The sequence below is a fragment of the Pseudomonas sp. KCJK9111 genome, from assembly GCF_046231935.1.
Lineage (GTDB): Bacteria > Pseudomonadota > Gammaproteobacteria > Pseudomonadales > Pseudomonadaceae > Aquipseudomonas > Aquipseudomonas parafulva_B.
The window spans coordinates 1-24,770 of record NZ_JBJJMO010000009.1 but is presented as its reverse complement, the minus strand read 5'-3'; the positions used below and the strand labels follow the sequence as shown (position 1 = coordinate 24,770).

Annotated in this window: 24 protein-coding genes; 17 read left to right on the top strand and 7 right to left on the bottom strand. The window is 61.6% G+C overall.

All coding sequences use genetic code 11. From position 1 onward, the window contains the following. Nucleotides 1-34: 34 nt before the first annotated feature. Nucleotides 35-598 (bottom strand): carboxymuconolactone decarboxylase family protein, encoded by a 564-nt coding sequence (locus tag ACK59L_RS05905; protein WP_023535132.1) that lies wholly within the window; start codon nt 596-598, stop codon nt 35-37. Nucleotides 599-700: 102 nt separating this feature from the next. Here ACK59L_RS05905 and ACK59L_RS05900 point away from each other — a divergent pair, with 102 nt between their 5' ends. Together ACK59L_RS05900 and ACK59L_RS05895 are read left to right on the top strand one after the other, a co-directional pair. Then, nucleotides 701-1,612 (top strand): AraC family transcriptional regulator, encoded by a 912-nt coding sequence (locus tag ACK59L_RS05900; RefSeq protein WP_409272402.1) that lies wholly within the window; start codon nt 701-703, stop codon nt 1,610-1,612. A 214-nt stretch (nt 1,613-1,826) separates the two neighbouring features. Next, nucleotides 1,827-3,452 (top strand): methyl-accepting chemotaxis protein, encoded by a 1,626-nt coding sequence (locus tag ACK59L_RS05895; RefSeq protein WP_409272400.1) that lies wholly within the window; start codon nt 1,827-1,829, stop codon nt 3,450-3,452. A gap of 48 nt (nt 3,453-3,500) precedes the next feature. Here ACK59L_RS05895 and ACK59L_RS05890 read toward each other — a convergent pair whose 3' ends face one another. Then, nucleotides 3,501-4,907, bottom strand: coding sequence for a cytosine permease (locus ACK59L_RS05890; RefSeq protein WP_182140408.1), 1,407 nt, complete (start codon nt 4,905-4,907; stop codon nt 3,501-3,503). 315 nt (nt 4,908-5,222) lie between these two features. Between ACK59L_RS05890 and ACK59L_RS05885 the strand changes: the two genes are divergently transcribed. The 10 genes from ACK59L_RS05885 to ACK59L_RS05840 all read left to right on the top strand — a co-directional run bounded on the left by ACK59L_RS05885 (nt 5,223) and on the right by ACK59L_RS05840 (nt 14,346). Next, on the top strand, nt 5,223-5,708 hold the full coding sequence (locus ACK59L_RS05885; protein ID WP_023535123.1) for a flavin reductase family protein: 486 nt from the start codon (nt 5,223-5,225) through the stop codon (nt 5,706-5,708). Nucleotides 5,709-5,808: 100 nt separating this feature from the next. Continuing rightward, nucleotides 5,809-6,849: an LLM class flavin-dependent oxidoreductase gene (locus ACK59L_RS05880; protein WP_167338857.1), complete on the top strand. Its 1,041-nt coding sequence runs from the start codon at nt 5,809-5,811 to the stop codon at nt 6,847-6,849. Between the two features lie 249 nt (nt 6,850-7,098). Further along, entirely contained in the window at nt 7,099-7,695 is a 597-nt protein-coding gene (locus ACK59L_RS05875) for an amino acid synthesis family protein (RefSeq protein WP_058605896.1), read from the top strand. A 67-nt stretch (nt 7,696-7,762) separates the two neighbouring features. Then, the gene (locus ACK59L_RS05870) at nt 7,763-8,596 is read left to right on the top strand and encodes an alpha/beta fold hydrolase (protein WP_058638360.1); all 834 of its coding nucleotides are present in this window, start codon (nt 7,763-7,765) and stop codon (nt 8,594-8,596) included. Next, nucleotides 8,593-10,074, top strand: a complete 1,482-nt coding sequence (locus ACK59L_RS05865; RefSeq protein WP_182140405.1) for an aldehyde dehydrogenase — start codon at nt 8,593-8,595, stop codon at nt 10,072-10,074. Before ACK59L_RS05870 ends, ACK59L_RS05865 begins: the two co-directional genes overlap by 4 nt. Nucleotides 10,075-10,086: 12 nt before the next feature. Next, nucleotides 10,087-10,572, top strand: a complete 486-nt coding sequence (locus ACK59L_RS05860; RefSeq protein ID WP_058605899.1) for a flavin reductase family protein — start codon at nt 10,087-10,089, stop codon at nt 10,570-10,572. Between the two features lie 73 nt (nt 10,573-10,645). Further along, nucleotides 10,646-11,035, top strand: a complete 390-nt coding sequence (locus ACK59L_RS05855) for a carboxymuconolactone decarboxylase family protein (protein ID WP_058638362.1) — start codon at nt 10,646-10,648, stop codon at nt 11,033-11,035. A 91-nt stretch (nt 11,036-11,126) separates the two neighbouring features. Beyond that, entirely contained in the window at nt 11,127-11,879 is a 753-nt protein-coding gene (locus ACK59L_RS05850) for a GntR family transcriptional regulator (protein WP_058605900.1), read from the top strand. A gap of 2 nt (nt 11,880-11,881) precedes the next feature. After that, nucleotides 11,882-12,445, top strand: coding sequence for an NUDIX hydrolase (locus ACK59L_RS05845; protein ID WP_196135438.1), 564 nt, complete (start codon nt 11,882-11,884; stop codon nt 12,443-12,445). Between the two features lie 83 nt (nt 12,446-12,528). Then, the gene (locus tag ACK59L_RS05840; RefSeq protein WP_409272395.1) at nt 12,529-14,346 is read left to right on the top strand and encodes an ATP-binding protein; all 1,818 of its coding nucleotides are present in this window, start codon (nt 12,529-12,531) and stop codon (nt 14,344-14,346) included. Nucleotides 14,347-14,356: 10 nt separating this feature from the next. Here the strand turns inward: ACK59L_RS05840 and ACK59L_RS05835 are convergent, their stop codons facing one another. Further along, nucleotides 14,357-16,540 carry a response regulator gene (locus ACK59L_RS05835; protein WP_409272393.1) on the bottom strand — a complete coding sequence of 728 codons (2,184 nt, stop codon included), beginning with the start codon at nt 16,538-16,540 and terminating at the stop codon, nt 14,357-14,359. Between the two features lie 135 nt (nt 16,541-16,675). Continuing rightward, on the bottom strand, nt 16,676-17,380 hold the full coding sequence (locus ACK59L_RS05830) for an NUDIX domain-containing protein (protein WP_409272391.1): 705 nt from the start codon (nt 17,378-17,380) through the stop codon (nt 16,676-16,678). 137 nt (nt 17,381-17,517) lie between these two features. On the opposite strand from ACK59L_RS05830, the gene ACK59L_RS05825 reads away from it, so the two are divergent. The 3 genes from ACK59L_RS05825 (at nt 17,518) to trbK (ending at nt 19,709) form a co-directional block, all read left to right on the top strand. Further along, entirely contained in the window at nt 17,518-18,168 is a 651-nt protein-coding gene (locus ACK59L_RS05825) for an isochorismatase family protein (protein WP_409272389.1), read from the top strand. Next, entirely contained in the window at nt 18,165-19,367 is a 1,203-nt protein-coding gene (gene pncB / locus ACK59L_RS05820; protein ID WP_409272387.1) for a nicotinate phosphoribosyltransferase, read from the top strand. Before ACK59L_RS05825 ends, pncB begins: the two co-directional genes overlap by 4 nt. A 96-nt stretch (nt 19,368-19,463) precedes the next feature. Further along, nucleotides 19,464-19,709 carry an entry exclusion lipoprotein TrbK gene (trbK, locus tag ACK59L_RS05815; RefSeq protein WP_409272385.1) on the top strand — a complete coding sequence of 82 codons (246 nt, stop codon included), beginning with the start codon at nt 19,464-19,466 and terminating at the stop codon, nt 19,707-19,709. 60 nt (nt 19,710-19,769) lie between these two features. Here trbK and ACK59L_RS05810 read toward each other — a convergent pair whose 3' ends face one another. The 3 genes from ACK59L_RS05810 to ACK59L_RS05800 form a co-directional block, all read right to left on the bottom strand. Further along, nucleotides 19,770-20,384 (bottom strand): TetR/AcrR family transcriptional regulator, encoded by a 615-nt coding sequence (locus ACK59L_RS05810; RefSeq protein WP_409272383.1) that lies wholly within the window; start codon nt 20,382-20,384, stop codon nt 19,770-19,772. 23 nt (nt 20,385-20,407) lie between these two features. After that, nucleotides 20,408-21,004 (bottom strand): NAD(P)H-dependent oxidoreductase, encoded by a 597-nt coding sequence (locus tag ACK59L_RS05805; protein ID WP_409272381.1) that lies wholly within the window; start codon nt 21,002-21,004, stop codon nt 20,408-20,410. Between the two features lie 168 nt (nt 21,005-21,172). Further along, nucleotides 21,173-22,063, bottom strand: a complete 891-nt coding sequence (locus tag ACK59L_RS05800; RefSeq protein WP_409272379.1) for a LysR family transcriptional regulator — start codon at nt 22,061-22,063, stop codon at nt 21,173-21,175. Between the two features lie 110 nt (nt 22,064-22,173). On the opposite strand from ACK59L_RS05800, the gene ACK59L_RS05795 reads away from it, so the two are divergent. Then, nucleotides 22,174-23,235 carry a YeiH family protein gene (locus ACK59L_RS05795; RefSeq protein WP_409272377.1) on the top strand — a complete coding sequence of 354 codons (1,062 nt, stop codon included), beginning with the start codon at nt 22,174-22,176 and terminating at the stop codon, nt 23,233-23,235. A 132-nt stretch (nt 23,236-23,367) separates the two neighbouring features. Then, a complete protein-coding gene (gene ppnN / locus ACK59L_RS05790) occupies nt 23,368-24,741 on the top strand; it encodes a nucleotide 5'-monophosphate nucleosidase PpnN (protein ID WP_058638370.1) in 1,374 nt (457 codons plus the stop codon). The last annotated feature ends 29 nt before the right edge of the window (nt 24,742-24,770 follow it).

Sequence of the window (24,770 nt, the reverse complement as noted above, 5' to 3'; positions counted from 1 at the left end):
GCACCGACCGCCAAAGCGGCGGGTTGCCTGCGTCTTACGCAGACGGCTGTTGCCAGCGATACTTACCCAGCTCGTCGTTGAGCGGCGTCTGGGCGAACACATTAGCAAAGTTGCACAGGGTTGCGAGGCTGACACCCAGAATCACTTCCAGCGCATTACCCTCGGTGAAGCCCGCGTCGCGAAAAGCCTGGTAAGTGGCCGGGCTCACATCGCCGCGGGTAGCGATCACTTCGCGGGCAAACGCCGCCAGGGTTTCGTATCGCGCGTCGGGAAGCTCGCCGCGCGCGCGCAGGGCGTCGACCACTTCGTGGGGCAGCTTGGCTTTGTTCAGGGCCACCGCCGTGTGGCCCGCCACGCAGAAGTCGCAACCGTGCTGGGTGGCGGCGATCAACTGAACCACTTCGCGCTCGGCCAAGGTCAGCTCGGACTTGCCATTCAACGCCGAAACGGTGACATAGGTTTCCAGCGCGGCCGGGGCGTTGGCCAGGACACGCAGCAGGTTGGGGATGAAGCCCGAGTTCTTCTGGGCGTTTTCAAGGAACGGCTTGGCCGCCTCTGGTGCGGTCTGCAGGTCGTGTAGGGTAATGCGCGAGGACATGGGGTACTCTCCTTTGCCGTGTATCAGTACAGTCTGTTGGTTATAAGAAATACGCTCCATATTCATCAGTCGTTTTTACTTGCTCCTGAGTGTTTGCCTTAGATGATTTCGTCCAGCCATCTCGTCGAGCGGTTATTAGAAAGCCTCGAGCTAGACGCCAGCCTGTTTCATGTCGGCCGTTACTGTGGAGGCTGGCACGCCAGCACCCACGGCATGGGCCACGCCAGTTTTCACCTGGTCGTGCAAGGCGGCTGTTGGCTGCACGCAGAGACCCTCGAGCAGCCGGTGCGCCTGGAACGCGGCGATGCCGTGTTCCTGCTGCGTGACGTGAGCTATCGGCTTGCCAGCGAAGCCGATGCCGCGCAGGCCTGCGCCCAACCGCGCCAGGCCATGCAGCCCTTTGATGCCGAGGCGAGCGATGGGGTGGGCCTGGTCTGTGGGTTCTTCCATTTCAGCAGTGGCCTCTCGGCGCTGATCATCGACGCAATGTCCGATCTGATCATCCTGCGCGCCGAGGATCCCGCAGGTAGCGCTGCACGCGCCTTGTTCGATCTGATTCTGGAAGAATGCCGGCGCGCCAACGGGCCCTCTCAAGTCTTGCTGGAGCGACTGACGCACCTGTTGTTCCTGTATGCCCTGCGCCAACAGGTGCATGGCGCTCAGCCGCTGGGTGGGCTGATCGCCCTTGCCCGCCAGCCGGTGTTTGCGGACTTGCTCGAACAGTTGATCAAGGCGCCTGGGGCCATCTGGACGCTGGAACGCATGGCGGCGTGCACGGGGTTGTCGCGGTCGGCGTTTTTCAAGCGTTTCAGCGAGCTGGCCGGGCAGTCACCCGGCCAAGTGCTGTTGGCACTGCGCATGCGCCATGCTAGCCAGTTGCTGCGCGCCGGCCATACGGTCGAACAGGTAGGTGCTCAGGCGGGGTATCAATCGGTAGCGGCGTTCACGCGTGCCTTCGCCAAGGCCGTAGGCGTACAGCCGGGGGCGTATCGGCGCCAGCAAAGTGGACGGTGAGAGGCCGCTTCAAGAACTCAGTGCAGGGGCACCGGCACTCTCATCTCGTTACATTGCATGACTGTCCTACAATAATGGCTTTATGTCATCATCCGCGCATTCAAGTCCACCGCACTCTCCCTCCCGCCCCTTAGCATCTCCAGAGCCTGGCGCCGTCTCGAAGGGCTTGCGCCAACGCGCCTCGCCCCCTGCACGCCATCCCTAGGAGCTTTCGATGCATTTCAGGAACATGAAGATCGGCATTCGCGCAGCCTGCGTGTTTGCCTTGTTGGGCATGCTGATCCTGACCATGGGACTGGTCGCCCTGTATGAAACACAGCAGATGGATGAGTCCACGGATGAAATCCGCCTGACCTGGATGCCCACCGTCATGTCGCTCAGTGCAATCAACAGCAACCTGGGCCGTACTCGCGCCCTCACCCTGCGCGGTGCATTGGAAGAAAATGCCAGCGAGCGCACCCGCTACCTGAGTACGATCCAGAATATCGAACGCGAATTGGATGAAGGCTTCGAGGCCTATGTGGCCACCATCGTGTCCAACGAAGACCGCGCGCTGTTCGAGACCGCTCGCAGCGCCTACCAGCATTACCACGAGCTCCAGGAAACGGTCCTGGCCGAGCTTTCGGCCGGGCGCATGGACAGTGCTCGCCAGCTGATCAACGGCCCGCTGACGGCACGCGCCGAAACGATGATGCAAGCCATGTCCACGCTCATCGCCTTCAACGCCAAAGGCGCAGAAGCTGCCTCCCAACTGAGCAGCGACGTGGCCGATGAGGCATTGGTGGCCATTATCACGGCACTGGTTGTGATCCTGCTGGCACTGGTGATGATCGCCTACCTGCTCACACGCAGCATCATCGTGCCGCTAGCCCAAGCCGTTACCGCCGCAGAGCGCGTGGCGGCCGGTGACCTGACCCAGCCCATCCAGGCTGAGGGCCGCGACGAGCCCGCCTTGCTGCTGCAGGCCCTGGCCCGCATGCAAGCCAACCTGCGCCAGACCATTGCCCGCATTGCGGCCTCGTCGGACCAACTGGCGTCGGCGTCCGAAGAGCTGCACACCGTGACCGAAGACACCAGCCGTGGCCTGCACCAGCAAAGCGCCGAAATCGACCAGGCTGCCACGGCCGTCAACCAGATGACCGTCGCCGTGGAAGAAGTTGCCAGCAATGCCGTGAGCACGGCCGATGCTTCCAAAGGCGCAGACCGCACGACCCGCGACGGCCGTGACCAGGTCAACCAGGCATTGCAATCCATCGAGCAGTTGGTAGCCGAAGTTACCGGCACTTCGGCGCAGGTGCAGCAGCTGGCCAACAGCGCCAATGAAATTACCCGGGTGCTGGACGTGATCGGCGCTATCGCAGGGCAGACCAATCTCCTGGCACTCAACGCCGCCATTGAAGCGGCGCGGGCAGGTGAAGCGGGCCGAGGGTTCGCGGTGGTGGCCGACGAAGTGCGCGCCCTCGCCCACCGCACTCAACAATCGACTGCGGAAATCGAACAGATGATCGCGGGCATCCAGAACGGCACCGAACGCGCCGTGACGGCGATGTCCAGCAGTCAGGGTCGGGCGGCCGGTACGTTGGAGGTGGCCCAAGGTGCAGGGCGCGCGCTTGAGGTCATCGCCGAAGCCATCGCCTCGATCAACCAGCGTAACCTGGTGATCGCAAGCGCCTCGGAGGAGCAGGCTCAGGTGGCCCGAGAAGTGGATCGCAACCTGGTCAACATCCGTGATCTGTCAATGCAGACCTCGGCCGGGGCCAACCAGACCAGCGCAGCAGCGCAGGATCTGTCACGCCTGGCGGTAGACCTCAATGCCATGGTTGCGCAATTCAAGGTGTGATCCTGTGAGAGGGGCCGACCAGCGGCCCCTCAACGTGAGGCCGCAGGCTCACTTGCTGACGCTGACCACCCGCCCCACGTTCTGCGCTGCCTTGCCACGGGTTGCCAGGCAGTAGTACAGCGGCACCGTTACCAACAAACCGAACAGCCACGACAGATCGGCCCCTTCGACGATGTTCGAGTACGGGCCGACATACAGCGCCGTGTTGGCGAATGGCAATTGCACCAGGATGCCGCAGGCATAGGCAATGATCGCGTGGTGGTTGAAGCGGCCATAGATGCCGCCGTCGGCGCTGAAGATCGAGGCGATGTCGTACTGGCCTTTCTTGATCAAGTAGAAGTCGACCAGGTTGATCGATGCCCAGGGTACCAGCACCAGCAGAAGCGCCAGGATCAGACCGATGAACTGGCTGATGAAGTCGGCCGATGCATTGAGCGCCACCAGTGCGCAGGCCACGAGGATGACGCTGGCCAGCACCACACGCACCTTGATGCTCGGCGTCCACTGGGCGAAGAACGTCTGGATTGCTGTCACGATCGAAAGCACGGCGCCGTACAGGTTCAGGGCGTTATGGCTGATGATGTTGAGCAGGAACAGCACCATCAGGATCGGCCCGAGCCAGCCGGTGGCCTGTTTGACGGCATCCATGGCATCGGTGCCTTCGGGTACGCACAGCACGGCCACTGCCCCGAAGCTGAAGCACAGGATGGTGCCCAGGGTGGCGCCGAAATAGGTCGCCCAGAATGGACGCGCGATCCCCACCTCACGCGGCAAGTAGCGCGAATAGTCGGAGGTGTACGGCGAGAAGCTGATCTGCCAGATCGTGCCCAGCGACACGGTGGCGATGAACCCGGACAGGTTGAAGGCACCACGGCTGAAGAAGTCGCCCGGCAGTACCTGCATGAACATCATGATGAACCCAGCCAGCAACGCCGAGCCCATCACCCAGGTGCCGATGCGGTTCAGAATGTGGATGAAACGGTAGCCCACGACGCCGATGGCAGTGGCGCTCAAGGCGCCGATCACGATCGCGCCGGGCATGGGGACCGTGGGTGCGATGCCGTGGATCGTCTTGCCTGCCAGCACGATGTTGGAAATGAAGAAGCCCACGTAGATCAGCGCGGTGAAGAAAACGATCAGCAGCGCGCCGTAGCGCCCGAACTGGCCCCGGCTCTGCACCATCTGCGGGATGCCCAGCTGCGGCCCCTGTGCAGAAGCCAAGGCAATCACCACGCCTCCCAGCAAGTGCCCCATGACGATGGCGATCAACCCCCACAACAGGTTCAGGTGGAACACCTGGATCACCATGGCGCCGGTGACGATGGGCAGTGGCGCAATGTTGGTGCTGAACCAGAGGGTAAACAGATCGCGCGCCTTCCCATGGCGCTCGGCAGGTGGAACGTAATCGACCGTGTGATTCTCGACAAACTGATGTTGCGACGACGGTTGGGACATGGTTTTTAGCTCGAAAGGTCGTTTTTATCGTTGTAAGGAAACCGCATCTAGGCGGCCTCTCAGCTGAAGACCATATTATGGTATTCCAAGGTTTTGACAATACTGATCCGCATTTCAAATGTCAGCTGATCCGATTTAGCGGCTACCGCAATCCGTCAACTTAGGCCTATAGGCCTTGAACTGCGCGGCTTTGGACCATTCATCGCGGTGTTGGCCAAGTCGAAAAATGTGCTTGCAAAAAAGGTATTACGGTATACCATCAGACACATCAACGATAAAAAACGCGGCCCACCGCAGCTTTAAGAGGTACATCAGATGATCGACGCAACCGTCTACAAGAACGTCCTGGGTTCCTTCCCCTCCGGCGTTACCGTCATCACCACCCTGGACGACGACGGCTCGGTCGTTGGCTTGACCGCCAGCGCCTTCTCATCCCTGTCGATGGACCCTCCCCTGGTGCTGTTCTGCCCCAACTACACGTCCGACTCCTACCCGGTGCTGATCAAGCACAAACGCTTCGCCATTCATCTGTTATCCGGCAATCAGCAGGCCGAGGCCTACGCCTTCGCCAAGAAGGGCAAGGACAAGGCCGCCGGCATCGAGTGGTCGTTGAGCGCGCTGGGCAACCCCATTCTCGCCGGTGCTACCGCCGTGATCGAATGCGAGCTGTGGCGCGAATACGAAGGGGGCGATCACGCAATCATGGTGGGCAAGGTGCACAACCTGATCGTGCCGGAGCAAGCGCCGCTGCCGATGGTGTACTGCCGCGGGAAGATGGCCAGCCTGCCTGCACTCGCCTGACCTCTGCCCCCCCTGAACGCACTTGGCGCAAAGCATTGCGCTGTCCGCTGCGATACCCGGCTGTACGCCGGGTGACACTACCCAGTCCGAGGAATGCCCCATGAAATTTTCGTTGTTCGTGCACATGGAACGTTGGGATGAACAGGTCAGCCACCGCCAGTTGTTCGAAGACCTCACCGAACTGACCTTGATGGCCGAAGACGGCGGTTTCAGCACCGTGTGGATCGGCGAACATCACGCCATGGAATACACCATTTCGCCAAGCCCCATGCCATTGCTGGCTTATCTGGCGGCGCGTACCGAGAAGATCCGCCTGGGCGCTGGCACCATCATCGCCCCGTTCTGGAACCCGATCCGCGTCGCCGGCGAATGCGCTTTGCTCGATGTGATCAGCAACGGGCGCATGGAGGTGGGTCTGGCCCGTGGCGCCTATCAATTCGAATTCGATCGCATGGCCAATGGCATGCCAGCCACCGATGGCGGCAAGGCGCTGCGCGAGATGGTGCCTGTGGTACGCAAGCTGTGGGAGGGTGACTACGCCCATGAAGGCGAGGTGTACAAGTTCCCGACCTCCACCAGTGTTCCCAAGCCGTTCAATGCCACTCCACCCATGTGGATCGCGGCCCGTGACCCTGACTCGCATAACTTTGCGGTGGCCAATGGCTGCAACGTGATGGTGACGCCGCTGATGAAGGGCGACGAGGAAGTGCTGGACCTTCGCAACAAGTTCCAGGCCGCCTTGGACAACAACCCCGACGTGCCGCGCCCACAATTGATGGTATTGCGCCACACCCACGTACACAGCCCGCAAGAGCCGGACGGCTGGAAGGTGGGCGCCAGCGCCATCTCGCGTTTCTACCGCACGTTCGACGCCTGGTTCGGCAACAAGACCACGCCGGTCAATGGTTTCCTGGAGCCCAGCCCTGAAGCGAAGTTCGCGGAAGTGCCTGCATTCGAGCTGGAGAACATCCGCAAGAACACCATGATTGGCACTCCGGAAGAAATCATCGCGCGCATCAAGTACTACCAGGAACTGGGCGTCGATGAATTCAGCTTCTGGTGTGACAACAGCTTGCCCCACGCCGAGAAGAAAAAATCGCTGGAGCTGTTCATCAAGGAAGTGATCCCGGCATTCACCTGAATTCCCTTTACCTGATTCTTTGCGGGGCATGCCCGCTCGCGCGGGTCGTCTGGCCATGCGCGAGCGGGTTTTTTTCAGCCCAAATACAGGTACTGCCCCCGCGCGCTCGATACAGATGCGCTGCGGACCTGCACATCAGCTCACCTTTCGTCACGGTGGGATGAGAAAACGCCACGCAATGCTTGCAGAACAAATATTATGGTATACCATCAGACAACAAGATCTGATCACACCGTACAGGAGCCCCCCATGAGTTTTGAAATTCGCAAGATCGTCACCTACTCCGAAGAGACCCGTATCGAAGGTGGCAAAGCCACTGACACGCCGGTCACCATGGTGGGCCTGGCGGTGGTCATCAAGAACCCTTGGGCTGGCCGTGGCTTCGTCGACGACCTCAAGCCCGAAATCCGCGCGCATTGCTCGGAACTCGGCGCGCTGATGGTCGAGCGACTGACCGCCGCCATCGGTGGTGCCGACAAGATCGAGGCCTACGGCAAGGCGGCAGTGGTGGGCGCTGACGGTGAAATCGAACACGCATCGGCCGTCATCCATACCCTGCGCTTCGGCAACCACTACCGCGAAGCCGTGCAGGCCAAAAGCTACCTGAGCTTTACCAACAAGCGCGGTGGCCCTGGCACGTCGATCCAGATTCCGATGATGCAAAAAGATGACGAAGGCCTGCGTTCGCACTACATCACCCTGGAAATGCAGATCGAGGACGCACCTCGCGCCGATGAAATCGTGGTGGTCCTTGGCGCTGCCGATGGCGGCCGCCTGCACCCACGCATTGGCAACCGCTACATCGACCTGGAAGAACTGGCGGCCGAGAAGGCCAACGCTCAATAACAACAATCAAGCCGGGCCTGGGTGTGGCGATCACTTCGCCACGCCCGACCTCAAAGGAGCGCCCTTCATGATTCAGCCCGTCGCTGAACGCACCCCCGCCGGTACCAGTTACCTGTCCGTCGGTCAGGGTCAACCCGTGGTACTCATTCACGGCGTGGGCCTGAACAAGGAAATGTGGGGCGGTCAGATCGTTGGCCTGGCCAACGACTACCGCGTCATCGCCTATGACATGCTCGGCCACGGCCAGAGTGCCTTGCCCCCGGCCGACGTCGGCCTCGAAGGCTATGCCGCCCAGTTGGCCGAGGTACTCGATCACCTGCAACTGAGCCAAGCCATCGTCATCGGTTTCTCCATGGGCGGCCTGGTCGCACGTGCCTTCGCCCTGCACTACCCCCAGCGCATCGCTGCCCTGGTGGTGCTCAACAGCGTCTTCAACCGCAGCCCTGAACAGAGCGCCGGGGTTATTGCCCGTGCCGCTCAGGCAGCAGAGCTGGGCCCGGACGCCAATGTCGAGGCGGCACTGGACCGCTGGTTCAGCCGCGAGTACAAGGCGGCGAACCCCGCCCAGGTGGCTGCCATCCGTCAAGTGCTGGCCAGCAACGACCCACAGGGTTATCACACCACCTATTCGTTGTTTGCCACCCAGGACATGTACCGCGCAGGTGACCTGGGCAGCATCCAGGTGCCGACGCTGATCGCCACGGGTGAGCTCGATACCGGCTCTACTCCGGCCATGGCCCGCCAGCTCGCCGCCCGTATCCCGGGTGCGCACAGTGTGGTGCTGGCCGAGCAGCGGCATATGATGCCGGTGGAGGCACCGCGCGAAGTGAACAAGATGCTGCTGGACTTTCTCGCCAAAGCCCGCAGCCTGACCGAATCAGCCAAGGGGATTGTGGCATGACCCTCGTTCGTTTTCAGATGTGCATCGACGGCCAATGGTGCGATGCGCAGAGCGCCAAGACCTTCGACAGCCTGAACCCGGCCACCGCACAGCCCTGGGCGCAGCTGCCGGACGCAGGCGAAGCCGACGTGGAACTGGCGGTACAAGCCGCGCAGCGGGCATTCGAAAGCCAGGCTTGGCGGGGCATCACCGCCACAGCCCGTGGCAAGCTGTTGCGCCGTCTCGGGGACCTGATCGCCGAGAACAAGGAACACCTGGCCCAGCTGGAAAGCCGTGACAACGGCAAGCTGATCCGCGAAACCCGCGGTCAGGTGGGTTACCTGCCAGAGTTCTTCCATTACACCGCAGGCCTGGCCGATAAGCTCGAAGGCGGCACGCTGCCCTTGGACAAGCCGGATCTGTTCGCCTACACCGTGCACGAGCCTATCGGTGTGGTCGCCGGGATCATCCCGTGGAACAGCCCGCTGTACCTGACGGCGATCAAACTGGCGCCGGCCCTGGCCGCTGGCAATACCATCGTGCTCAAGCCCTCCGAGCATGCCTCGGCGACCATTCTGGAGCTGGCCCGCCTGGCGTTGGAAGCAGGGTTTCCGGCTGGTGTTGTCAACGTGGTCACCGGCTACGGCCCGAGCACCGGCGCGGCGCTTACCCGTCACCCGCTGGTGCGCAAGATCGCCTTCACAGGCGGTGCGGCCACCGCTCGCCATGTGGTGCGCAGCAGCGCCGAGAACTTCGCCAAGCTGTCGCTGGAGCTCGGCGGCAAGTCGCCGAACATCATTTTTGCAGACGCCGACCTCGACAGCGCCATCAACGGTGCCGTGGCGGGGATCTATGCGGCGTCCGGACAAAGCTGCGTGGCCGGGTCGCGCCTGCTGGTGCAGGATGAAATCTTCGACGAGTTCGTCAAGCGCCTGATCGAGCGTGCCCAGCGCATTCGCATTGGCAACCCCCAGGACGATGCCAGCGAGATGGGCCCGATGGCCACTGCACAGCAGTTGGCCGTGGTCGAACAACTGGTCGCCGCGGCCAAGGCCGAAGGCGCCAAGCTGCACCTGGGCGGTAAACGGGCCCAGGTCGACGGTGAGGGCTGGTTCTACGAGCCAACGCTGTTCGAATGCGACAGCAACTCGATGAGCATCATGCAGGAAGAGGTGTTTGGACCGGTGGCGGCCGTCATTCGCTTCAAGACCGAGCAAGAGGCGCTGGCCATTGCCAACGATTCACAGTTCGGCCTGGCCGCCGGTATCTGGACCCGCGATTTGGGTCGTGCCCACCGCCTGGCGCGCGACGTGCGCTCGGGGATCATCTGGGTCAACACCTACCGCGCCGTATCTGCCATGGCGCCCATCGGCGGCTTCAAGAACAGCGGCTACGGACGCGAAAGCGGCATCGACTCCGTGCTGGCCTACACCGAGCTGAAAACCGTGTGGATCAACCTGTCCACCGCCCCCATGCCCGACCCCTTCGTGATGCGCTAAGAGGTAACACCGATGATCGAACCTGGCATCTACAAAGACGTGATGGGCTCCTTCCCGTCCGGGGTGACGGTCGTCACCACCCTGGACGCCGAGGGTGGCATCGTCGGCATCACTGCCAGTGCGTTCAGCGCGCTGTCGATCGACCCGGCGCTGGTGCTGTTCTGCCCCAACTACGCCTCCGACACCTACCCGATCCTGCGCGACAGCAAGCAGTTCGCCATTCACCTGCTGTCGGCAGGCCAGACGGCCGAAGCCTACGCCTTCGCGGGCAAAGGCAAGGACAAGGCCAAAGGCGTACAGTGGCACCTGAGCGCCTTGGGCAACCCGCTGCTGGACAACGCCACGGCGATCATCGAATGCGAGCTGTGGCGAGAGTACGACGGCGGCGACCATGCAATCATTGTGGGCGCCGTTAAAAACCTGGTGTTGCCCGCCGACCCGATGACGCCCATGGTGTACCACAAGGGTAAGCTGGGCGCCCTGCCCCCACTGGGCTGAGGCGCGACTTTTTCAGGGGCGCGCTGGCTTCTCACTCTGCCTAGCGCCCCTGTTTTATTCCGGAGTAGCGTACATGAGCAATGAAAAGTACGAAAAAGGTCTGCAGATTCGCACTCAGGTACTGGGCGAAGACTATGTAAACCGGTCGATCCAGAATGCCGACGCATTCACCCAGCCTCTGCAGGAGCTGGTGACCGAGTACTGCTGGGGCCATGTCTGGGGCCGCGAAGGCTTGTCGCTCAAAGAGCGCAGCATGATAAACTTGGCCATGATTTCGGCACTCAACCGGCCGCACGAGCTCAAGCTGCACATCCGCGGCGCCTTGCGCAACGGCCTGAGCCGCGAGCAAGTACGCGAGATTCTGCTCCAGGTCGGCATTTATTGCGGCGTCCCGGCGGCGGTGGACAGTTTCCGCCTGGCCCGGGAAGCATTCGCCGAGGCCGACGCGGAGTCCACCCGTTAACACCGGGCTGTTCGTACCCACGCAAGGAGCACCCAGGGTCGTGGTGCCCCGTTACGGTCGTGGCCGGGCAGCCTCATTCAGAGCGCACTCGATGAAACGCCAGCCACTGGACGACAGCTTCAAGGTCAATCGCAACCCCGTTACCCTGCGCGAAATCGTGCTCGATAAACTGCGCGGCGCGATCATGAACTTCCACCTGCTCCCAGGCGACCGCCTGGTGGAGCGCGATCTGTGCGACCGCCTTGGCGTCAGCCGCACGTCCGTGCGTGAAGCCCTGCGCCACCTGGAGTCCGAAGGCCTGGTGGAGTTCGCCGACGCCAAAGGCCCGCGTGTTGCGATCATCACCCTTGAAGATGCACGCGACATCTATGAGTTGCGCTGCGTGCTGGAAGGCCTGATCGTGCAGCTGTTCACGCTCAATGCCAAGGCCAAGGACATCCGCGCGCTGGAACGAGCCCTGGACGTCAACCGTGAGGCGTTGGAAGAAGGTGAGCTGCAGCAGGTGCTCGAGTCGGTGCAAGGGTTCTATGACGTGCTGCTCGAGGGTTCGGGCAACCAGGTCGCGGCGCAGCAGCTTCGTCAGTTGCAGGCGCGCATCAGCTACCTGCGTGCCACATCGGTATCCCAGGCCAACCGCCGTGGTGCCAGCAACCTGGAAATGGAAAAAATGGTCGAGGCCATCAAAAGCGGCGACCCGCTGGTAGCTCACCAGGCCTCGGTCGATCACGTGCGTGCCGCCGCCAAGGTTGCACTGGACTATCTGCGCCAGAAACAAGACGACAACGCCAAGGTTCGCGAGATCGTCGCTCCCCTGGCCCTCAAGGAACCTCGCATAGGTCGCTGATCATGCCCAGTGCTCCCCGCTACTGCCCTCATTGCACCACGACGCTGGCCCAGGGCACACCTGCGGGGGACACCCATGAACGGCTGCACTGCGCCAGCTGCGGCTACATTCATTACATCAATCCGAAGATCATTGCCGGTTGCATCATTGAGCGCGACGGCAAATACCTGCTGTGCCAACGCGCCATCCCCCCTCGCCCCGGCACCTGGACGCTGCCGGCAGGCTTCATGGAAGCCGGCGAGACCACCGAACAGGCGGCGCTGCGCGAAGTGTGGGAGGAAAGCGGCGTACGGGCGGAGATCGTCTGCCCCTACTCCATTTTCAGCGTGCCGAAGATCAGCGAGGTCTACATCATCTTCCGCGCCTTCGTCACCGAGGAAACGGGCCAGTATGGACCGGAAACCCTGACCTATCGGTTTTTCGAACCAGAGCAGATCCCGTGGGACGACATCTACTACCCCGCCATCCGGCAGATTCTCGAGCGTTACATTCTCGAGCGTCAGGCCGGTGTCTACGGGATTTACACCGGCAACGATGACGTGGGCAAGGTGCACTTCATTCGCTGACTGGCCAAGCGCCATAAAACGCTCGCCAATCGTGCCTTCAGGGTGCACCCTAGAGCACCCTGTTTCAATGACCGGCAGAGCAGATGGCGAAGTGGCTAGCAGGCGGCGGCGTGATGGCCGACCGCATTCTTGGGCATGACTGGACGTGCACCTCGTTGGGTCCGCTGGAAAACTGGCCCGATACCCTCAAGACCACCTTGGCGTTGTGCCTGGGCTCGCATTTTCCACAGGCTGTGCTGTGGGGGCCCGATCTGCTCACTTTCCACAACGATGCCTTTCTCCCGATTCTGGGGCGCAAGCCGGTGGCGCTGGGGGTACCGTTTGCAGAGGTCTGGCAGGAAGCATGGGACGATATCCGCTGCATGGCCGACAGGGCCCTCCAGGGCGAAGCGGTCTACATCCAGAACTTCCCCTTGGTCATCGACCGTAACAACGGGCCGGAGCGTGCCTATTTCACGTTCTGCTACAGCCCAATTCGTGACCTGCATGGCAATGTGCTTGGAATGCTCGATACCGTCACCGAAACCACGGCCACCGTGCTGGGTAACCAACGCCTGGCGTTTCTGGACACCCTCGGCCGGGCAGTGGCACAAGCGGTAGACCCTGAGGAGATTCTGGCAACGACCACGCGCCTGCTCGCTGAGCACCTGGGGCTATCAAGCTGTATCTATGCGGTCATGCAAGCTGACGATGACACCTTCACCGTCTGTGGCGAAGCGGTGACCGACGCGAGCCCCTCGTTGATCGGAGAGCATCGCCTGGGAGCTTTCGGCAAGCAGGTGAACGAACGACTGCGCAGCGGTCTGACATTGGCGCTCGATGATTGCAGGCAGGCACTTCCCGAAGCCGAGGCGGCTGTATTTGCAGCCCTTGGGATCAATGCCACGTGCTGCGTACCGCTGATAAAAGGCGCAAGGCTCACCGCTTTGATGGCGGTCAACAGCGCGTCAGCGCACGCGTGGACCGAATACGAGCGGGTGTTGCTCGGTGACGTGACCGAACGCAGTTGGGCGCATATCCAGCATGCGCAATCCACGGGCGAAACGCAGGCCGCCTTGCTCGCGCTCGAGGCGCTCAACTCCAGCCTGGAGCAACATGTGCAGACCCGCACCACGCAACTGCTGCACACCGAAGCGGAACTGCGTCAGGCCCAGAAGCTTGAGGCCATCGGCCAGCTTACTGGGGGTGTGGCGCACGATTTCAACAACATATTGACCATCATCCATGCCTCGCTGCATTTCTTGCAGCGTCCGGGCCTGGACGATGATCGGCGCATGCGCTATCTACGCACCATGGTCGAGACGGTCGAGCGCGGCTCCAAGTTGACCGGCCAACTGTTGGCCTTCGCACGGCGCCAGGCCTTGAATCCGCAGGTGTTCGACGCAGCGGCGCGGCTGGCAGCCATGGCCGACCTGTTCGATACCGCAGCAGGCGCGAGCATTGATGTCGAGCTGGACTTGCCTGCTTCGCCGTGTCACGTGCGCGCCGACATCAGCCAACTGGAAACGGCGGTTATCAACCTGATGCTCAATGCCCGCGATGCCATGGCCGGTGTGGGCACCGTGCGCGTGCGCCTCCAAGCCCACCAGCACCTGCCGGTCAGCCGCGATGAGGTTCCCGATCCGTGCGCGTATGCCGCGATTTGCGTAACCGACACGGGGGTTGGCATCAGCACGGAGCTGTTCGAGCGGATATTCGACCCTTTTTTCACCACCAAACCCGCCGGGCAAGGCACTGGGCTGGGGTTGTCCCAGGTATTCGGGTTCGCCAAGCAGTCCGGGGGGGATATCAAGGTCAGCAGTGTCGAGGGCAAGGGCACGACCTTCACCCTGTACCTGCCGCAACAGGCACCGACGGCCTTGTCCGAAACGGATAGGACGTGCAGCGTGCAACCAGGCTAAAGCTTGCGTTTCAGCCTCGGTTGAGGGTTGTTCCGGCCAGCAGGCGCGCCACGCTCTGGGCGAGTTCGGCGCGTCGATAAGGCTTGCGCAGCACTTCGAAACCGCTTAGCTGGCGCGGCGTCAAATTGGCATAGCCCGTGATGATCAGCACCGGCAGCTCGCTGTGATGCTGGCGCATCTGCTGGGCAAAGCGTACGCCGGTCATCTCCGGCATGACGTGGTCGGTCACCAACACATCAGGCAGCCACCCCTTTTCCACCAAGCGCAAAGCGGCCACGGCACTTGGCGCTTCGGTCACCTCATAGCCCAGGTCGCGCAATTGCAAGGCCGTTGCGTGACGCACGATCTCTTCATCGTCCACCAACAACACCCGGCTTGGACGCTCGGCCACAGGTCCGTCGCAAGCCTCGGCATCGCGATGGGTGGGCAATGCATCGCTGGCCGGCAGCCACAATGTCGCCTGGGTGCCTTGCCCTGGCGTGGACTGAATCTCGAACCCACCGCCGGATTGAACCGCCAAGCCCTGGACCATGGGCAAGCCCAGGCCCGTCCCCTTGCCCACCTCCTTGGTAGAAAAGAAGGGTTCGATGCACCGCCTGAGCTGTTCATCGTCCATACCGCAACCATTGTCTCTGACCTGAATCCATACCAGGCGTTTGCCCGCAAGGTCCTCGGGGGGTGTCAGGCAGTGGGTGTCGTCACCGGCAATGATCTGCAGCTGGCCGGCGCCGCCGATAGCATCCCGAGCATTGACCGCCAGATTCAGCAGGGCCAGCTCCAGTTGGTGAGGATCCACCACGACGCAGGGCAACGACGGGTCGATGTTCACATGCACGGCAATGGTGGGTCCGAGCGAACGCGCCATCAACTCGCGCATGTCCTCGACCAGGGCTGCCAAGGACACCGGTTGCGGTTTGAGTGTCTGACGGCGTGCGAAGCTGAGCAGGCGAGCGACCAGATTGCGCGCCCGTTCTGCTGCTTGCAGGCCCCCGTCGATCAGCCGGGGCGCACGCTCGGCATGGGGATGCCGGCGCAACAGCTCGAACGACCCGATGATCGGCGTGAGCATGTTGTTGAGGTCGTGGGCGATACCGCCGGTCAATTGCCCGATCATCTCCATCTTGTGGGCTTCGTGCAGTTGCATCATGACTGATTCGCGCTGGGCCAGCGCCATGGCAACCCGCTCCTCAAGGCTTTGGTTCAGCAAGTGCAGCGCCCGCTCGGCACGGGCATGGAGGATTGCAGCCCACACTTGCTTGGCGGTCTCCTCCACAAGCTGGCAGTCCTCCTCGAAGCACCCTCGCGCATCGCTGAAATGAACGCCTAACACTGCTTCGAGTCGCCCACCACGTAGCACAGGGGCATGCAAGGTGGTGCTTATGCCCGCCAGACAAGGTTCGGGCTGTTCGTACCTGTGCTGAACGGTCCTGCCATCGCTCAATTGCTCATACAGGTCGGCGCCGAACGTCAGGTACGAATGGGTGCCCACCAAGGACGCCACGCCATCGGACCAATCATGGCTGACTTTGAAACCGACACCGTCGCCTTTGTCTTCACCGAAGCAGACCCTGGCTGCGCCCAACTCCTGGGCCAGGCGCTGAACAGCATACGACTCGATACGTGCGGCATCACCCAGCCCAGGCAATGTACGGCTCAATTCCAGGAGAAACGCCTGGCGCTGGTGGAAACGCACCCGGTCCGTGGTCTCGGTGACCAGGCACAAGACCCCGCCGACGCTTGCATCAGCCTCGCGCACGGCGGAATACGACACGTCGAAATACACCGTCTCACCGTGCCCTCGGCGCTCAATGTAGAAGGGACGGTCCTTGGCCGAAAACGTCTGTCCTGTTTCACGCACACCGCGCAGCAACGGTTCGAGGTCGTCCCATAGTTCGGCCCAGTGCTCGCGCGCTGGGCGCCCAAGGGCTTGCGGGTGCTTATGACCAATAGTGGGCGCATAGGCATCGTTGTACAGCGCGACATAGTCCGGGCCCCAGAACAACACGACCTGGGTCTGCGCTGGCAGCAATGTGGCCATGGCGGCCTGAAGGTGCGGGGACCAGCCATGCGGCGTCCCAAGTGGCGAATTCTCCCAGCTCATCGTTTGAAGCAGACGGCCAATCTCACCGCCATTGAGCAGGAAGCTCAGCGGTGTGGAGGCGTCGTCGATTAGAGGGGTTTGAAGCGATCTCATGTCAGTGGAATCCGCGGCACAGGCCAGCCATCTCTGGATAAGAGGCATTGATTCGCGGTTCGTTCCACTGAGATTGATCAGTCGTTCAATGTCAGCGCTGACCGCCCCGCGCAGTCAATCTGCCAGAGGGGACGCTTAACTGTCCTCCGGCAGCAGGCTACGGTCGAACATGAATGGCCCCTGCCCTTGAGCCGTGTATTGGTACAGTTGCTGCGGACGCCCCATGGGTGGCTGATTCTTTTCGCCTGTGTCCCTGACCCAGCCGAGCACGCGCAAACGCTCCAGGCGCTTGCGCAGCGACGTTGCATTTACAGGCTGGCCAAGGCAGGCCTGCATGGCCCCCAGCGCGTCGAGCACGGTGAACCGGGTGTCGAGCAGGTACAACGGCAAACTGCTGTAGACAGACTTGGCCGCGAGCCGCTCACAGGCTCGGCGCGCCAACAGGTTGTGATCGAATGGCAGCAGCACCCTGCGATCTACCACGTCGGCGAGGTCGAAAAAGGCCAATTGCTCACCCTCGACTTCCTGGCGGGCGGGCAACAGCGCCAAATAGCAGGTGCTCAATGACCAACCCCGCGGATCCCGAAAGGCATTGCCTTCAGTGCCGACCTGCTCCAGATAGTGTGGCTGGACGCGCGCTTTTTCGCTCAAGGCGCGCTGGGCAGCGCTCTGGAGGCTGGTATCAGGCGTGCGCCCATTGATGATCACCCCAGGCAGTGCCCATTGACCATGGTGCGGTTCTCGCTCACGGCGATGCAAAAGCACCTGCAGGTGCTCGCTGCCGGGCGGCAGGCGCAGCGCGACGATGTCGACGCTTGCCAGGACTTCAGCTGTACTCACTCGTAACTCCTTGACCGAAGCCTTTTATAGTTCACCAGAGCGAATAAGTAAATCGGCCTTAACGTCTAAATAATGGATGCTTGACACATATAGAACACCAGGTGGATTATGTAGCCATTCCAGCGAGGAGAACCTCCATGAAAATCGCCAGCTTCGATGTCGACGCACAAATAGGCTTCACGTGCCATGCACCCCAGGAACTCCCGGTCCCCGAGGGTCATGAAATCGCACCAGACCTCAACGCCATGGCACAACGGGCCGACCTGCGACTGGGCAGCAAGGATGCGCATCCCGCCAATGCCGCGTGGGTAGTGGCCCAAGCCACGCAGATGCTGCAGCCGCTGACCCTGGCCAACGCGGACCTCACCTGGGTCAGCCATTGCGTCCCTGGTACCCCCGGTTTCGAGCTGCTGCCAGGCCTGCCTGCCCCCATCGAGTACGACTTTTTCGTGTGGAAAGGCGTGGAGCCCGACCTGCATCCCTATGGTGCCTGCTACCACGACTTGGCCGAGCGCCGCTCCACCGGCGTCATCGAATACCTCAAGGTGCATCAGGTGGGTGCTGTGATCGTTGGCGGGCTCGCACTGGACTACTGCGTGCGCACCACTGCCCGACAATTGCGCCAGGCCGGGTTCGAGGTGCTGCTGTACCTACCGGCCTGCCGCGCCCTGAGCCAGGCCGGCGCGATAGAGGCCTGCGGCGCCCTGGCTGCCGACGGTGTGAAGCTGTGCGGCGACGAGTCGGCCCTCGACCATCAACTGGCCCTGATCAAGGAGCAAGCAGCATGAGTGACAGCGTATTTGGCCCCCGTATCGTTCAGAACCTGCTGGACACCGACTTCTACAAGATCACCATGATGCAGGCGGTGCTGCACAACTACCCCAATGCCGAGGTGGAATGGGAGTTTCGCTGTCGCAACGGTGAGGATCTGGCCCCGTATCTCGCAGAAATCCGCTACCAGGTCGAGCAACTCGCCGAAGTCACCGTCACCCAGGATCAGCTTGCTTACCTTGAGAAGATTCCCTTCATCAAGCCTGACTTCATTCGCTTTCTTAGCCTGTTCCGCTTCAACTTGCGCTACGTGCATGTTGGCCTGGACGACGCCGGCCAGCTTGCGATACGCGTACGCGGCCCCTGGTTGCACGTCATCCTGTACGAAATCCCGTTGCTGGCGATCATCAGCGAAGTGCGCAACCGTTACCGCTACCGGGAGGTGGTGATCGAACAGGTACGCGAACAGTTGTACCGCAACCTCGACTGGCTCAAGGCCCAGGCCAGCAGTGACGAATTGGCAGGCTTTCAGCTGGCGGATTTCGGCACTCGTCGGCGCTTCTCCTACCGGGTGCAGGAAGAGGTGGTGCACATCCTCAAGCGCGATTTCCCAGGCCGCTTCGTCGGCACCAGCAACGTGCACCTGGCCCGGGAATACGAGCTACGGCCAATTGGTACCATGGCCCACGAATGGTTCATGGCCCACCAGCAGCTGGGTCCTCGCCTGGTGGACAGCCAGGCTGCAGCCTTGGAGTGCTGGGTGCGCGAGTATCGCGGCCTGCTCGGTATCGCGCTGACCGACTGCATCACCATGGATGCCTTCCTTGGGGACTTCGACCTCTATTTCGCCAAGCTCTTCGATGGCCTGCGCCATGACTCGGGCGACCCGCTGGCCTGGGCAGAGAAAGCCATCGCGCACTATGAGCGGCTGGGTATCGACCCAAAGAGCAAGACGCTGATCTTCTCAGACGGCCTGGACATGCCGAAGGCGCTTGGGCTGTACCGCGCCCTGCACGAGCGCATCAACGTGAGCTTTGGCATCGGGACCCGCCTGACCTGCGACATCCCGGGGGTCGAGCCGATGAACATGGTGATCAAGATGACGGCCTGCAACGGTGCGCCGGTGGCCAAGATTTCGGACAGCCCAGGCAAGACGCAGTGCCGGGATGAAAATTTCGTGGCCTATTTGAAGCACGTATTCAACGTAGGCGCGTGACTTTCTGCAGGTGGCGTTGCAAGGCCCGTGTCCGTATCATGCTGCCCGGTTCAACAATCACCTGCCCTTTCAGCGCACCAGGAGAAAGATCGCGATATGGACATCAAATTGGCAAAGCTGGTCACGGCAATGGGCTTGGCAGCCTTGCTCGCAGGCTGCAGTGAAGAAACGGTGCCCGAGCCGACCGCTGAGAACTGCACCCCGCAGATGCAGGAGAAAATTCTGGCGGATTTGTCCAAAGAGGCCAGTCGCAATACCTTTACGGCCAATTGCAACAGCTTCCTCCAAGCCCGCAAGCATACCGACTGGACCTTCAAGAAGAGCCCGAAAGACGACTTCTGATGAGGTAGCGGCGGCCCTGACAGCACGCGTGCCGCGTGGCGGCCTGGCCGCTGCCCCTGTTCACCGGTGAGTGATTGCGTGGCTTCGCTCCACCCCAGCGAGCAGGGTCAGCCTCAGCTCCTCAACCGCCAGTTCCTGGGTGATTTCACCGGCCAACGCGGCCTCGGCCAAGGCATCGGCAGCACCGAGCATTGCCCACAGCGTAGCGTTCGACAAAACGCCAGACGCAGCAAAGCGTGCGAAAATGCCCACGCACTTGCCGATGAGCACTTTCTGATACGCACGCTTGACAGCGGCGAGCTCCGGGGATCCGCTCAGAGCATCCAGCACGCCCTGAATCTCGCGACCCTGGCTCATGACGCAGCGCACGTAAGCCTCTGCAAACGCCTGGGCCTTGGCCTGCAAATTCGGCGCAGCGTCCGAGATGGCAAGGTCGAACAGTTCGGTCTGTCGTACGTCGTAATCCTGATACAGCGCCGCTAGTAGACCGTTTCTGCTGCCGAAGTGATCGTAGACCACAGGCTTGGTAACACCCGCCACCTCGGCCAAACGGCCGAGTGTTAGCGCATCGGTGCCTTCTTCGGTAATCAGCGACCTTGCTGCTTCGAGCAACTGGCGTGCGCGTGCTTCGCGGGTCAGGCGGCGGCGCGCTGAGGTTTGAGTACTGGAGGTCATGGACCAGATTGTCACATCGCCTTTCACCCGTGGGAAGCGAAAATGCGCATGCCTATGTCGTGCGCGGCGCGCAGATGCGTTTCTGCGTGGCCGCCATCCGAAGGCAGCAGCAAGGTTGAACTGCCAACCTGCGCGCCGCAGTAGTCGAAGATGCCGTGGTCGATCTGGGTACTCATGGCCGAGGCATAGCCATGGCGCGCATACGTGCCGTTATCTGCGCCACCGACCCCCACCAGATGCACGGACAGGTGTTGCAGTTGCTTGACCACCTTGCCCTCGGGCGTATCAAGGTAAGCCCAGCCCTGGGCGAATACGCGGTCGATCCAGCCTTTGAGCAGTGCGGGAAATGACCACCAATAGACCGGGTAGACCAGAACCAGCGCCTGGGCCCGGTCCAGACGGGCCTGTTCTGCGGCGACATCTGCAGGGGCAGGCGCTTGCTTGAGAAAGTGCTGATGGTCAGCAAGCGTGAATCGCGGGTCGAAGCCCTCGGCGTTCAGGTCCGCGAACTCGACGCTGTGATGGGTATCGGTGAGGGTGATGCCCTGCCCTATGGCCTTGGCCAGGGCGTGAGTCAGCGATTGCGAGTCGGGATGGGATACCACGATAAGGCTGTGCATGAATGTAACCTCGCGTGCAACTATGAGGGCGCAACGGCAGCGCCGACTAATTTACGAAAGGTAACTTACCATTGGTAACTTGTCGAGGTGCTAGTGCGCCTGCCGCTGTGCGATCACTCTTCCGCGGTCGGTAGTGCAACCTCACTGTCTGTGCAACTCGCCGCGTCGCTAAGCCAAAGCCCCGGAGAAGGCCACACAAAGATCGTGAAAGCGGGCAGCCGCTCGAGAGGGTGAGCCTGCGTGGGGCAGGACTATCGAAAACCGGCGAACCAGTGAATGCGGCCCCACCTGGACCTTGCGCAAAACCATCCCTTCGTGACGAATCGACATGGCAGACACAAAACCTACGCCCATACCGGCGCGTACTGCTTCCTTCACCCCCTCCACGCCGGCGATCTCCAGGCCAATCCGCATCTGTAGTTGACTGTTGGCAAACGCTTGCTCGACGACTTGACGCACGCCCGAGCCCTGCTCACGCAGCACTATTGGGAAGTCGGCCACGTCCTTCAAGGCGCGAGGTCCGGCGCAAGCCAAGGGGTGTGCAATCGGGACGATGGCGACGATTTCGTCCTCCAGCCACTCGGTCACGCCAGTGCCCACGGGCAGGTCTCGCCCCGGCGGCCCTTCGATCAACGCCAAATCCACGTCACCCAAGGCGGCGACGATTTCGGCAGTGTTGCCCTGAATGGTGGTGATCACCACCTCCGGGTAGCGTGCCTTGAACTGGGCGATCAGGTACGGCAGCACGTAGCTTGCAGGCGTAGTGCTGGCACCGATCCGCAATGTGCCGCGCTGAAGGCCGCGCATTGCTTCGCGAAGTGACCGCGCCTGATCGAACGTATCGCGCAGGCGGGTCGCATACGCCAGTAGCTGTTCACCTGCTGCTGTCAGGCGCACCCCGCGCCCTGCCCGGTGATAAAGAGGCTCGCCAAACGCCTCCTGCAGGAGTTTAAGTTGGCCAGACACCGCCGGCTGAGACAGATGCAGGGCCATTGCAGCATGGCTGATGTTGCCGTGCTCGGCCACGACGGCGAAAGTTATAAGCTGCTCTGGAGTCATCCCGGAAAACTATCAGCTAAATGGATATTTTTCATCCCTAATTACGATTTTTCATAAGCTTATAACCAACATACCGTGGTGCTCATTGATTCCAGTTGCTGGAGAATTCCATGACACCTGCCCCTTATACGCCATCTGACGCACCTGCCGCGCACCGCTGCGCAACGCTCAAGGGTGTACTTTTCGTTACCGTTCTCGCGCTTGGCATCAGCCAAGCGGCTGCCCTACCCCTCTTCGTCCAGCTTGGCCTCAGCCCGTTGATTCTCGGCATCGTGGCCGGGACGTTCGTCGGCAATGTGCTGAAAGATCGCCTGCCGGCCTGCTATGCACAGGGCATACACTTCTGCGCCCGGGCCCTGCTTCGGGTTGCCGTCGCCTTGTTCGGCCTGCGGATCAGCTTGCAGGAAATTGCACACGTTGGCTGGCCTGGCCTGGTGATCTCGCTGCTGGTGATCAGCAGCACATTGGCGATAGGCCTGTGGTGCGGCATGAAACTGCTCGGGCTTGACCGCGAGACTGCTCTGCTTACAGCTGCGGGCAGCGCCATCTGCGGGGCTGCGGCCGTTTTGGCCTTTGAATCGGCACTGCGCAGCGCGCCGCATAAAAGTGCAGTGGCCGTGGGCAGCGTGGTGCTGTTCGGCACGGCGTCGATGTTTTTCTATCCCTTTCTGATTCAGGCTGGCTGGCTGCACCTGGATGCCCAGACCGCTGGGCTTTGGCTGGGCGGCACCCTCCATGAAGTGGCTCAAGTAGTCGGCGCCGCCAGTACCCTTGGCCCTGATGCCAGCCATGTGGCAACCATCGTGAAAATGACGCGTGTGATGCTGCTGGTGCCTGTCTTGTTACTGGTTGGTTTGTGGATCAGCCGTACCCCAAAATCCGGCTTGGCGTCAGGCAAGGGTCGGCTCACGGTGCCGTGGTTTGCGTTCGGGTTCCTGGCACTGGTAGCGGTCAATTCGCTGGAGGTTCTCCCTTTGAGCCTACGCGAAGCCATCAACGGCCTGGACACCTTTGCGTTGACCATGGCCATGACGGCATTGGGCATGGAAACCCGCTTCGAACAGATACGCCACGCCGGGCCTCGCGTGCTGGCAACGGGGGCAATCCTCAACCTGTGGCTGTTTGGGGGCGGCTTGGCCATTACCCTGGCCGTGCAGCGGCTGCTGGGGTGATTGTTTCGCAATGCGCGCCGCTGGGGCCGCCATGAAGTACCGGGCTTTTTTTGCATGCCTCTCGTTGCCGCTTCCATTTCTCGGTATGGTGTGGTCAAAGAAGGATGTTTTACCCGCACAGGAAAGACTTAGATGCCCCAACGCCATGTCATCAATGCATCCGTCAGCCCCAAAGGCAGCCTAGAAACGCTGTCCCAACGTGAAGTACAGCAACTGAGCGAAGCCGGCTCCGGCACTCTTTACACCCTGTTCCGCCAGTGCGCCCTGGCCATCCTCAACACCGGCGCCCATGTCGACAATGCCAAGACCATCCTCGAGGCCTACCAGGATTTCGAAGTGCGCATCCATCAGCAGGACCGAGGCGTTCGCCTGGAGCTGCTGAACGCCCCGGCAGATGCCTTCGTCGATGGTGAAATGATCGCCAGCACCCGGGAGATGCTCTTCAGCGCCTTGCGCGATATCGTGTATACCGAAAGCGAGCTGGCCAGCCAGCGCATCGATCTGGAAAGCTCCCAGGGCATCACCGATTACGTGTTCCACCTGCTGCGCAACGCCCGCACCCTGCGTCCTGGCGTCGAGCCGAAGATGGTGGTGTGCTGGGGCGGTCACTCGATCAGCACCGAGGAATACCAGTACACCAAGAAGGTGGGCCATGAGCTGGGCCTGCGTAAGCTGGACGTGTGCACCGGTTGCGGCCCTGGCGTCATGAAAGGCCCTATGAAAGGTGCCACCATTGCCCATGCCAAACAGCGCATGCAGGGCAGTCGCTACCTGGGCCTGACGGAGCCGGGCATCATTGCCGCCGAGGCGCCCAACCCGATCGTCAACGAACTGGTGATCCTGCCGGATATCGAGAAGCGCCTGGAGGCGTTCGTGCGGGTCGGTCACGGCATCATTATCTTCCCGGGCGGTGCAGGCACGGCAGAAGAATTCCTGTACCTGCTGGGTATCCTGATGCATCCGGATAACCAGGATGTGCCCTTCCCGGTCGTGCTGACGGGCCCACGCAGTGCAGAGCCCTACCTGCAGCAATTGCATGCCTTCGTCGGCGCAACGCTCGGCGAGGCAGCGCATCGGTTGTACGAGATCATCATTGACGACCCGGCTGAAGTGGCGCGCCACATGGTCGAAGGGCTCAAGCAGGTCAAACAGTTCCGTCGCGAGCGCAACGATGCGTTCCATTTCAACTGGTTGCTGCGGATCGAAGAGAGCTTCCAGCGACCCTTCGACCCCACTCACCAGGCCATGGCTGACCTGGATCTGCGTCGCGAGTTGCCACCTCACGAACTGGCGGCCAATTTGCGCCGAGCGTTTTCCGGGATTGTGGCGGGTAACGTCAAGGACAAGGGCATTCGCCTGATTGAAGAGCACGGGCCCTACCAAATTCGCGGTGACAGCGCTGTGTTGGATCCGCTGGGGCGTTTGCTGCAGGCATTCGTTGACCAGCATCGGATGAAGTTGCCGGGTGGGGCGGCTTATGTGCCTTGCTATCAGGTTGTGACTTGATTCACGCTTGACAGATAAAAGGGTCGCTG

What these genes read in the sequence shown, in the direction of transcription:
- ACK59L_RS05810 (WP_409272383.1), bottom strand. Translation starts at nt 20,384, where the DNA reads ATGACCTCCAGTACTCAAACCTCAGCGCGCCGCCGCCTGACCCGCGAA.
- ACK59L_RS05850 (WP_058605900.1), top strand. Translation starts at nt 11,127, where the DNA reads ATGAAACGCCAGCCACTGGACGACAGCTTCAAGGTCAATCGCAACCCC.
- ACK59L_RS05900 (WP_409272402.1), top strand. Translation starts at nt 701, where the DNA reads ATGATTTCGTCCAGCCATCTCGTCGAGCGGTTATTAGAAAGCCTCGAG.
- ACK59L_RS05860 (WP_058605899.1), top strand. Translation starts at nt 10,087, where the DNA reads ATGATCGAACCTGGCATCTACAAAGACGTGATGGGCTCCTTCCCGTCC.
- ACK59L_RS05905 (WP_023535132.1), bottom strand. Translation starts at nt 598, where the DNA reads ATGTCCTCGCGCATTACCCTACACGACCTGCAGACCGCACCAGAGGCG.
- ACK59L_RS05855 (WP_058638362.1), top strand. Translation starts at nt 10,646, where the DNA reads ATGAGCAATGAAAAGTACGAAAAAGGTCTGCAGATTCGCACTCAGGTA.
- ACK59L_RS05800 (WP_409272379.1), bottom strand. Translation starts at nt 22,063, where the DNA reads ATGACTCCAGAGCAGCTTATAACTTTCGCCGTCGTGGCCGAGCACGGC.
- ACK59L_RS05885 (WP_023535123.1), top strand. Translation starts at nt 5,223, where the DNA reads ATGATCGACGCAACCGTCTACAAGAACGTCCTGGGTTCCTTCCCCTCC.
- ACK59L_RS05845 (WP_196135438.1), top strand. Translation starts at nt 11,882, where the DNA reads ATGCCCAGTGCTCCCCGCTACTGCCCTCATTGCACCACGACGCTGGCC.
- ACK59L_RS05870 (WP_058638360.1), top strand. Translation starts at nt 7,763, where the DNA reads ATGATTCAGCCCGTCGCTGAACGCACCCCCGCCGGTACCAGTTACCTG.
- ACK59L_RS05805 (WP_409272381.1), bottom strand. Translation starts at nt 21,004, where the DNA reads ATGCACAGCCTTATCGTGGTATCCCATCCCGACTCGCAATCGCTGACT.
- ACK59L_RS05890 (WP_182140408.1), bottom strand. Translation starts at nt 4,907, where the DNA reads ATGTCCCAACCGTCGTCGCAACATCAGTTTGTCGAGAATCACACGGTC.
- ACK59L_RS05835 (WP_409272393.1), bottom strand. Translation starts at nt 16,540, where the DNA reads ATGAGATCGCTTCAAACCCCTCTAATCGACGACGCCTCCACACCGCTG.
- ACK59L_RS05865 (WP_182140405.1), top strand. Translation starts at nt 8,593, where the DNA reads ATGACCCTCGTTCGTTTTCAGATGTGCATCGACGGCCAATGGTGCGAT.
- trbK (WP_409272385.1), top strand. Translation starts at nt 19,464, where the DNA reads ATGGACATCAAATTGGCAAAGCTGGTCACGGCAATGGGCTTGGCAGCC.
- ACK59L_RS05795 (WP_409272377.1), top strand. Translation starts at nt 22,174, where the DNA reads ATGACACCTGCCCCTTATACGCCATCTGACGCACCTGCCGCGCACCGC.
- ppnN (WP_058638370.1), top strand. Translation starts at nt 23,368, where the DNA reads ATGCCCCAACGCCATGTCATCAATGCATCCGTCAGCCCCAAAGGCAGC.
- ACK59L_RS05840 (WP_409272395.1), top strand. Translation starts at nt 12,529, where the DNA reads ATGGCGAAGTGGCTAGCAGGCGGCGGCGTGATGGCCGACCGCATTCTT.
- ACK59L_RS05825 (WP_409272389.1), top strand. Translation starts at nt 17,518, where the DNA reads ATGAAAATCGCCAGCTTCGATGTCGACGCACAAATAGGCTTCACGTGC.
- ACK59L_RS05875 (WP_058605896.1), top strand. Translation starts at nt 7,099, where the DNA reads ATGAGTTTTGAAATTCGCAAGATCGTCACCTACTCCGAAGAGACCCGT.
- pncB (WP_409272387.1), top strand. Translation starts at nt 18,165, where the DNA reads ATGAGTGACAGCGTATTTGGCCCCCGTATCGTTCAGAACCTGCTGGAC.
- ACK59L_RS05880 (WP_167338857.1), top strand. Translation starts at nt 5,809, where the DNA reads ATGAAATTTTCGTTGTTCGTGCACATGGAACGTTGGGATGAACAGGTC.
- ACK59L_RS05895 (WP_409272400.1), top strand. Translation starts at nt 1,827, where the DNA reads ATGCATTTCAGGAACATGAAGATCGGCATTCGCGCAGCCTGCGTGTTT.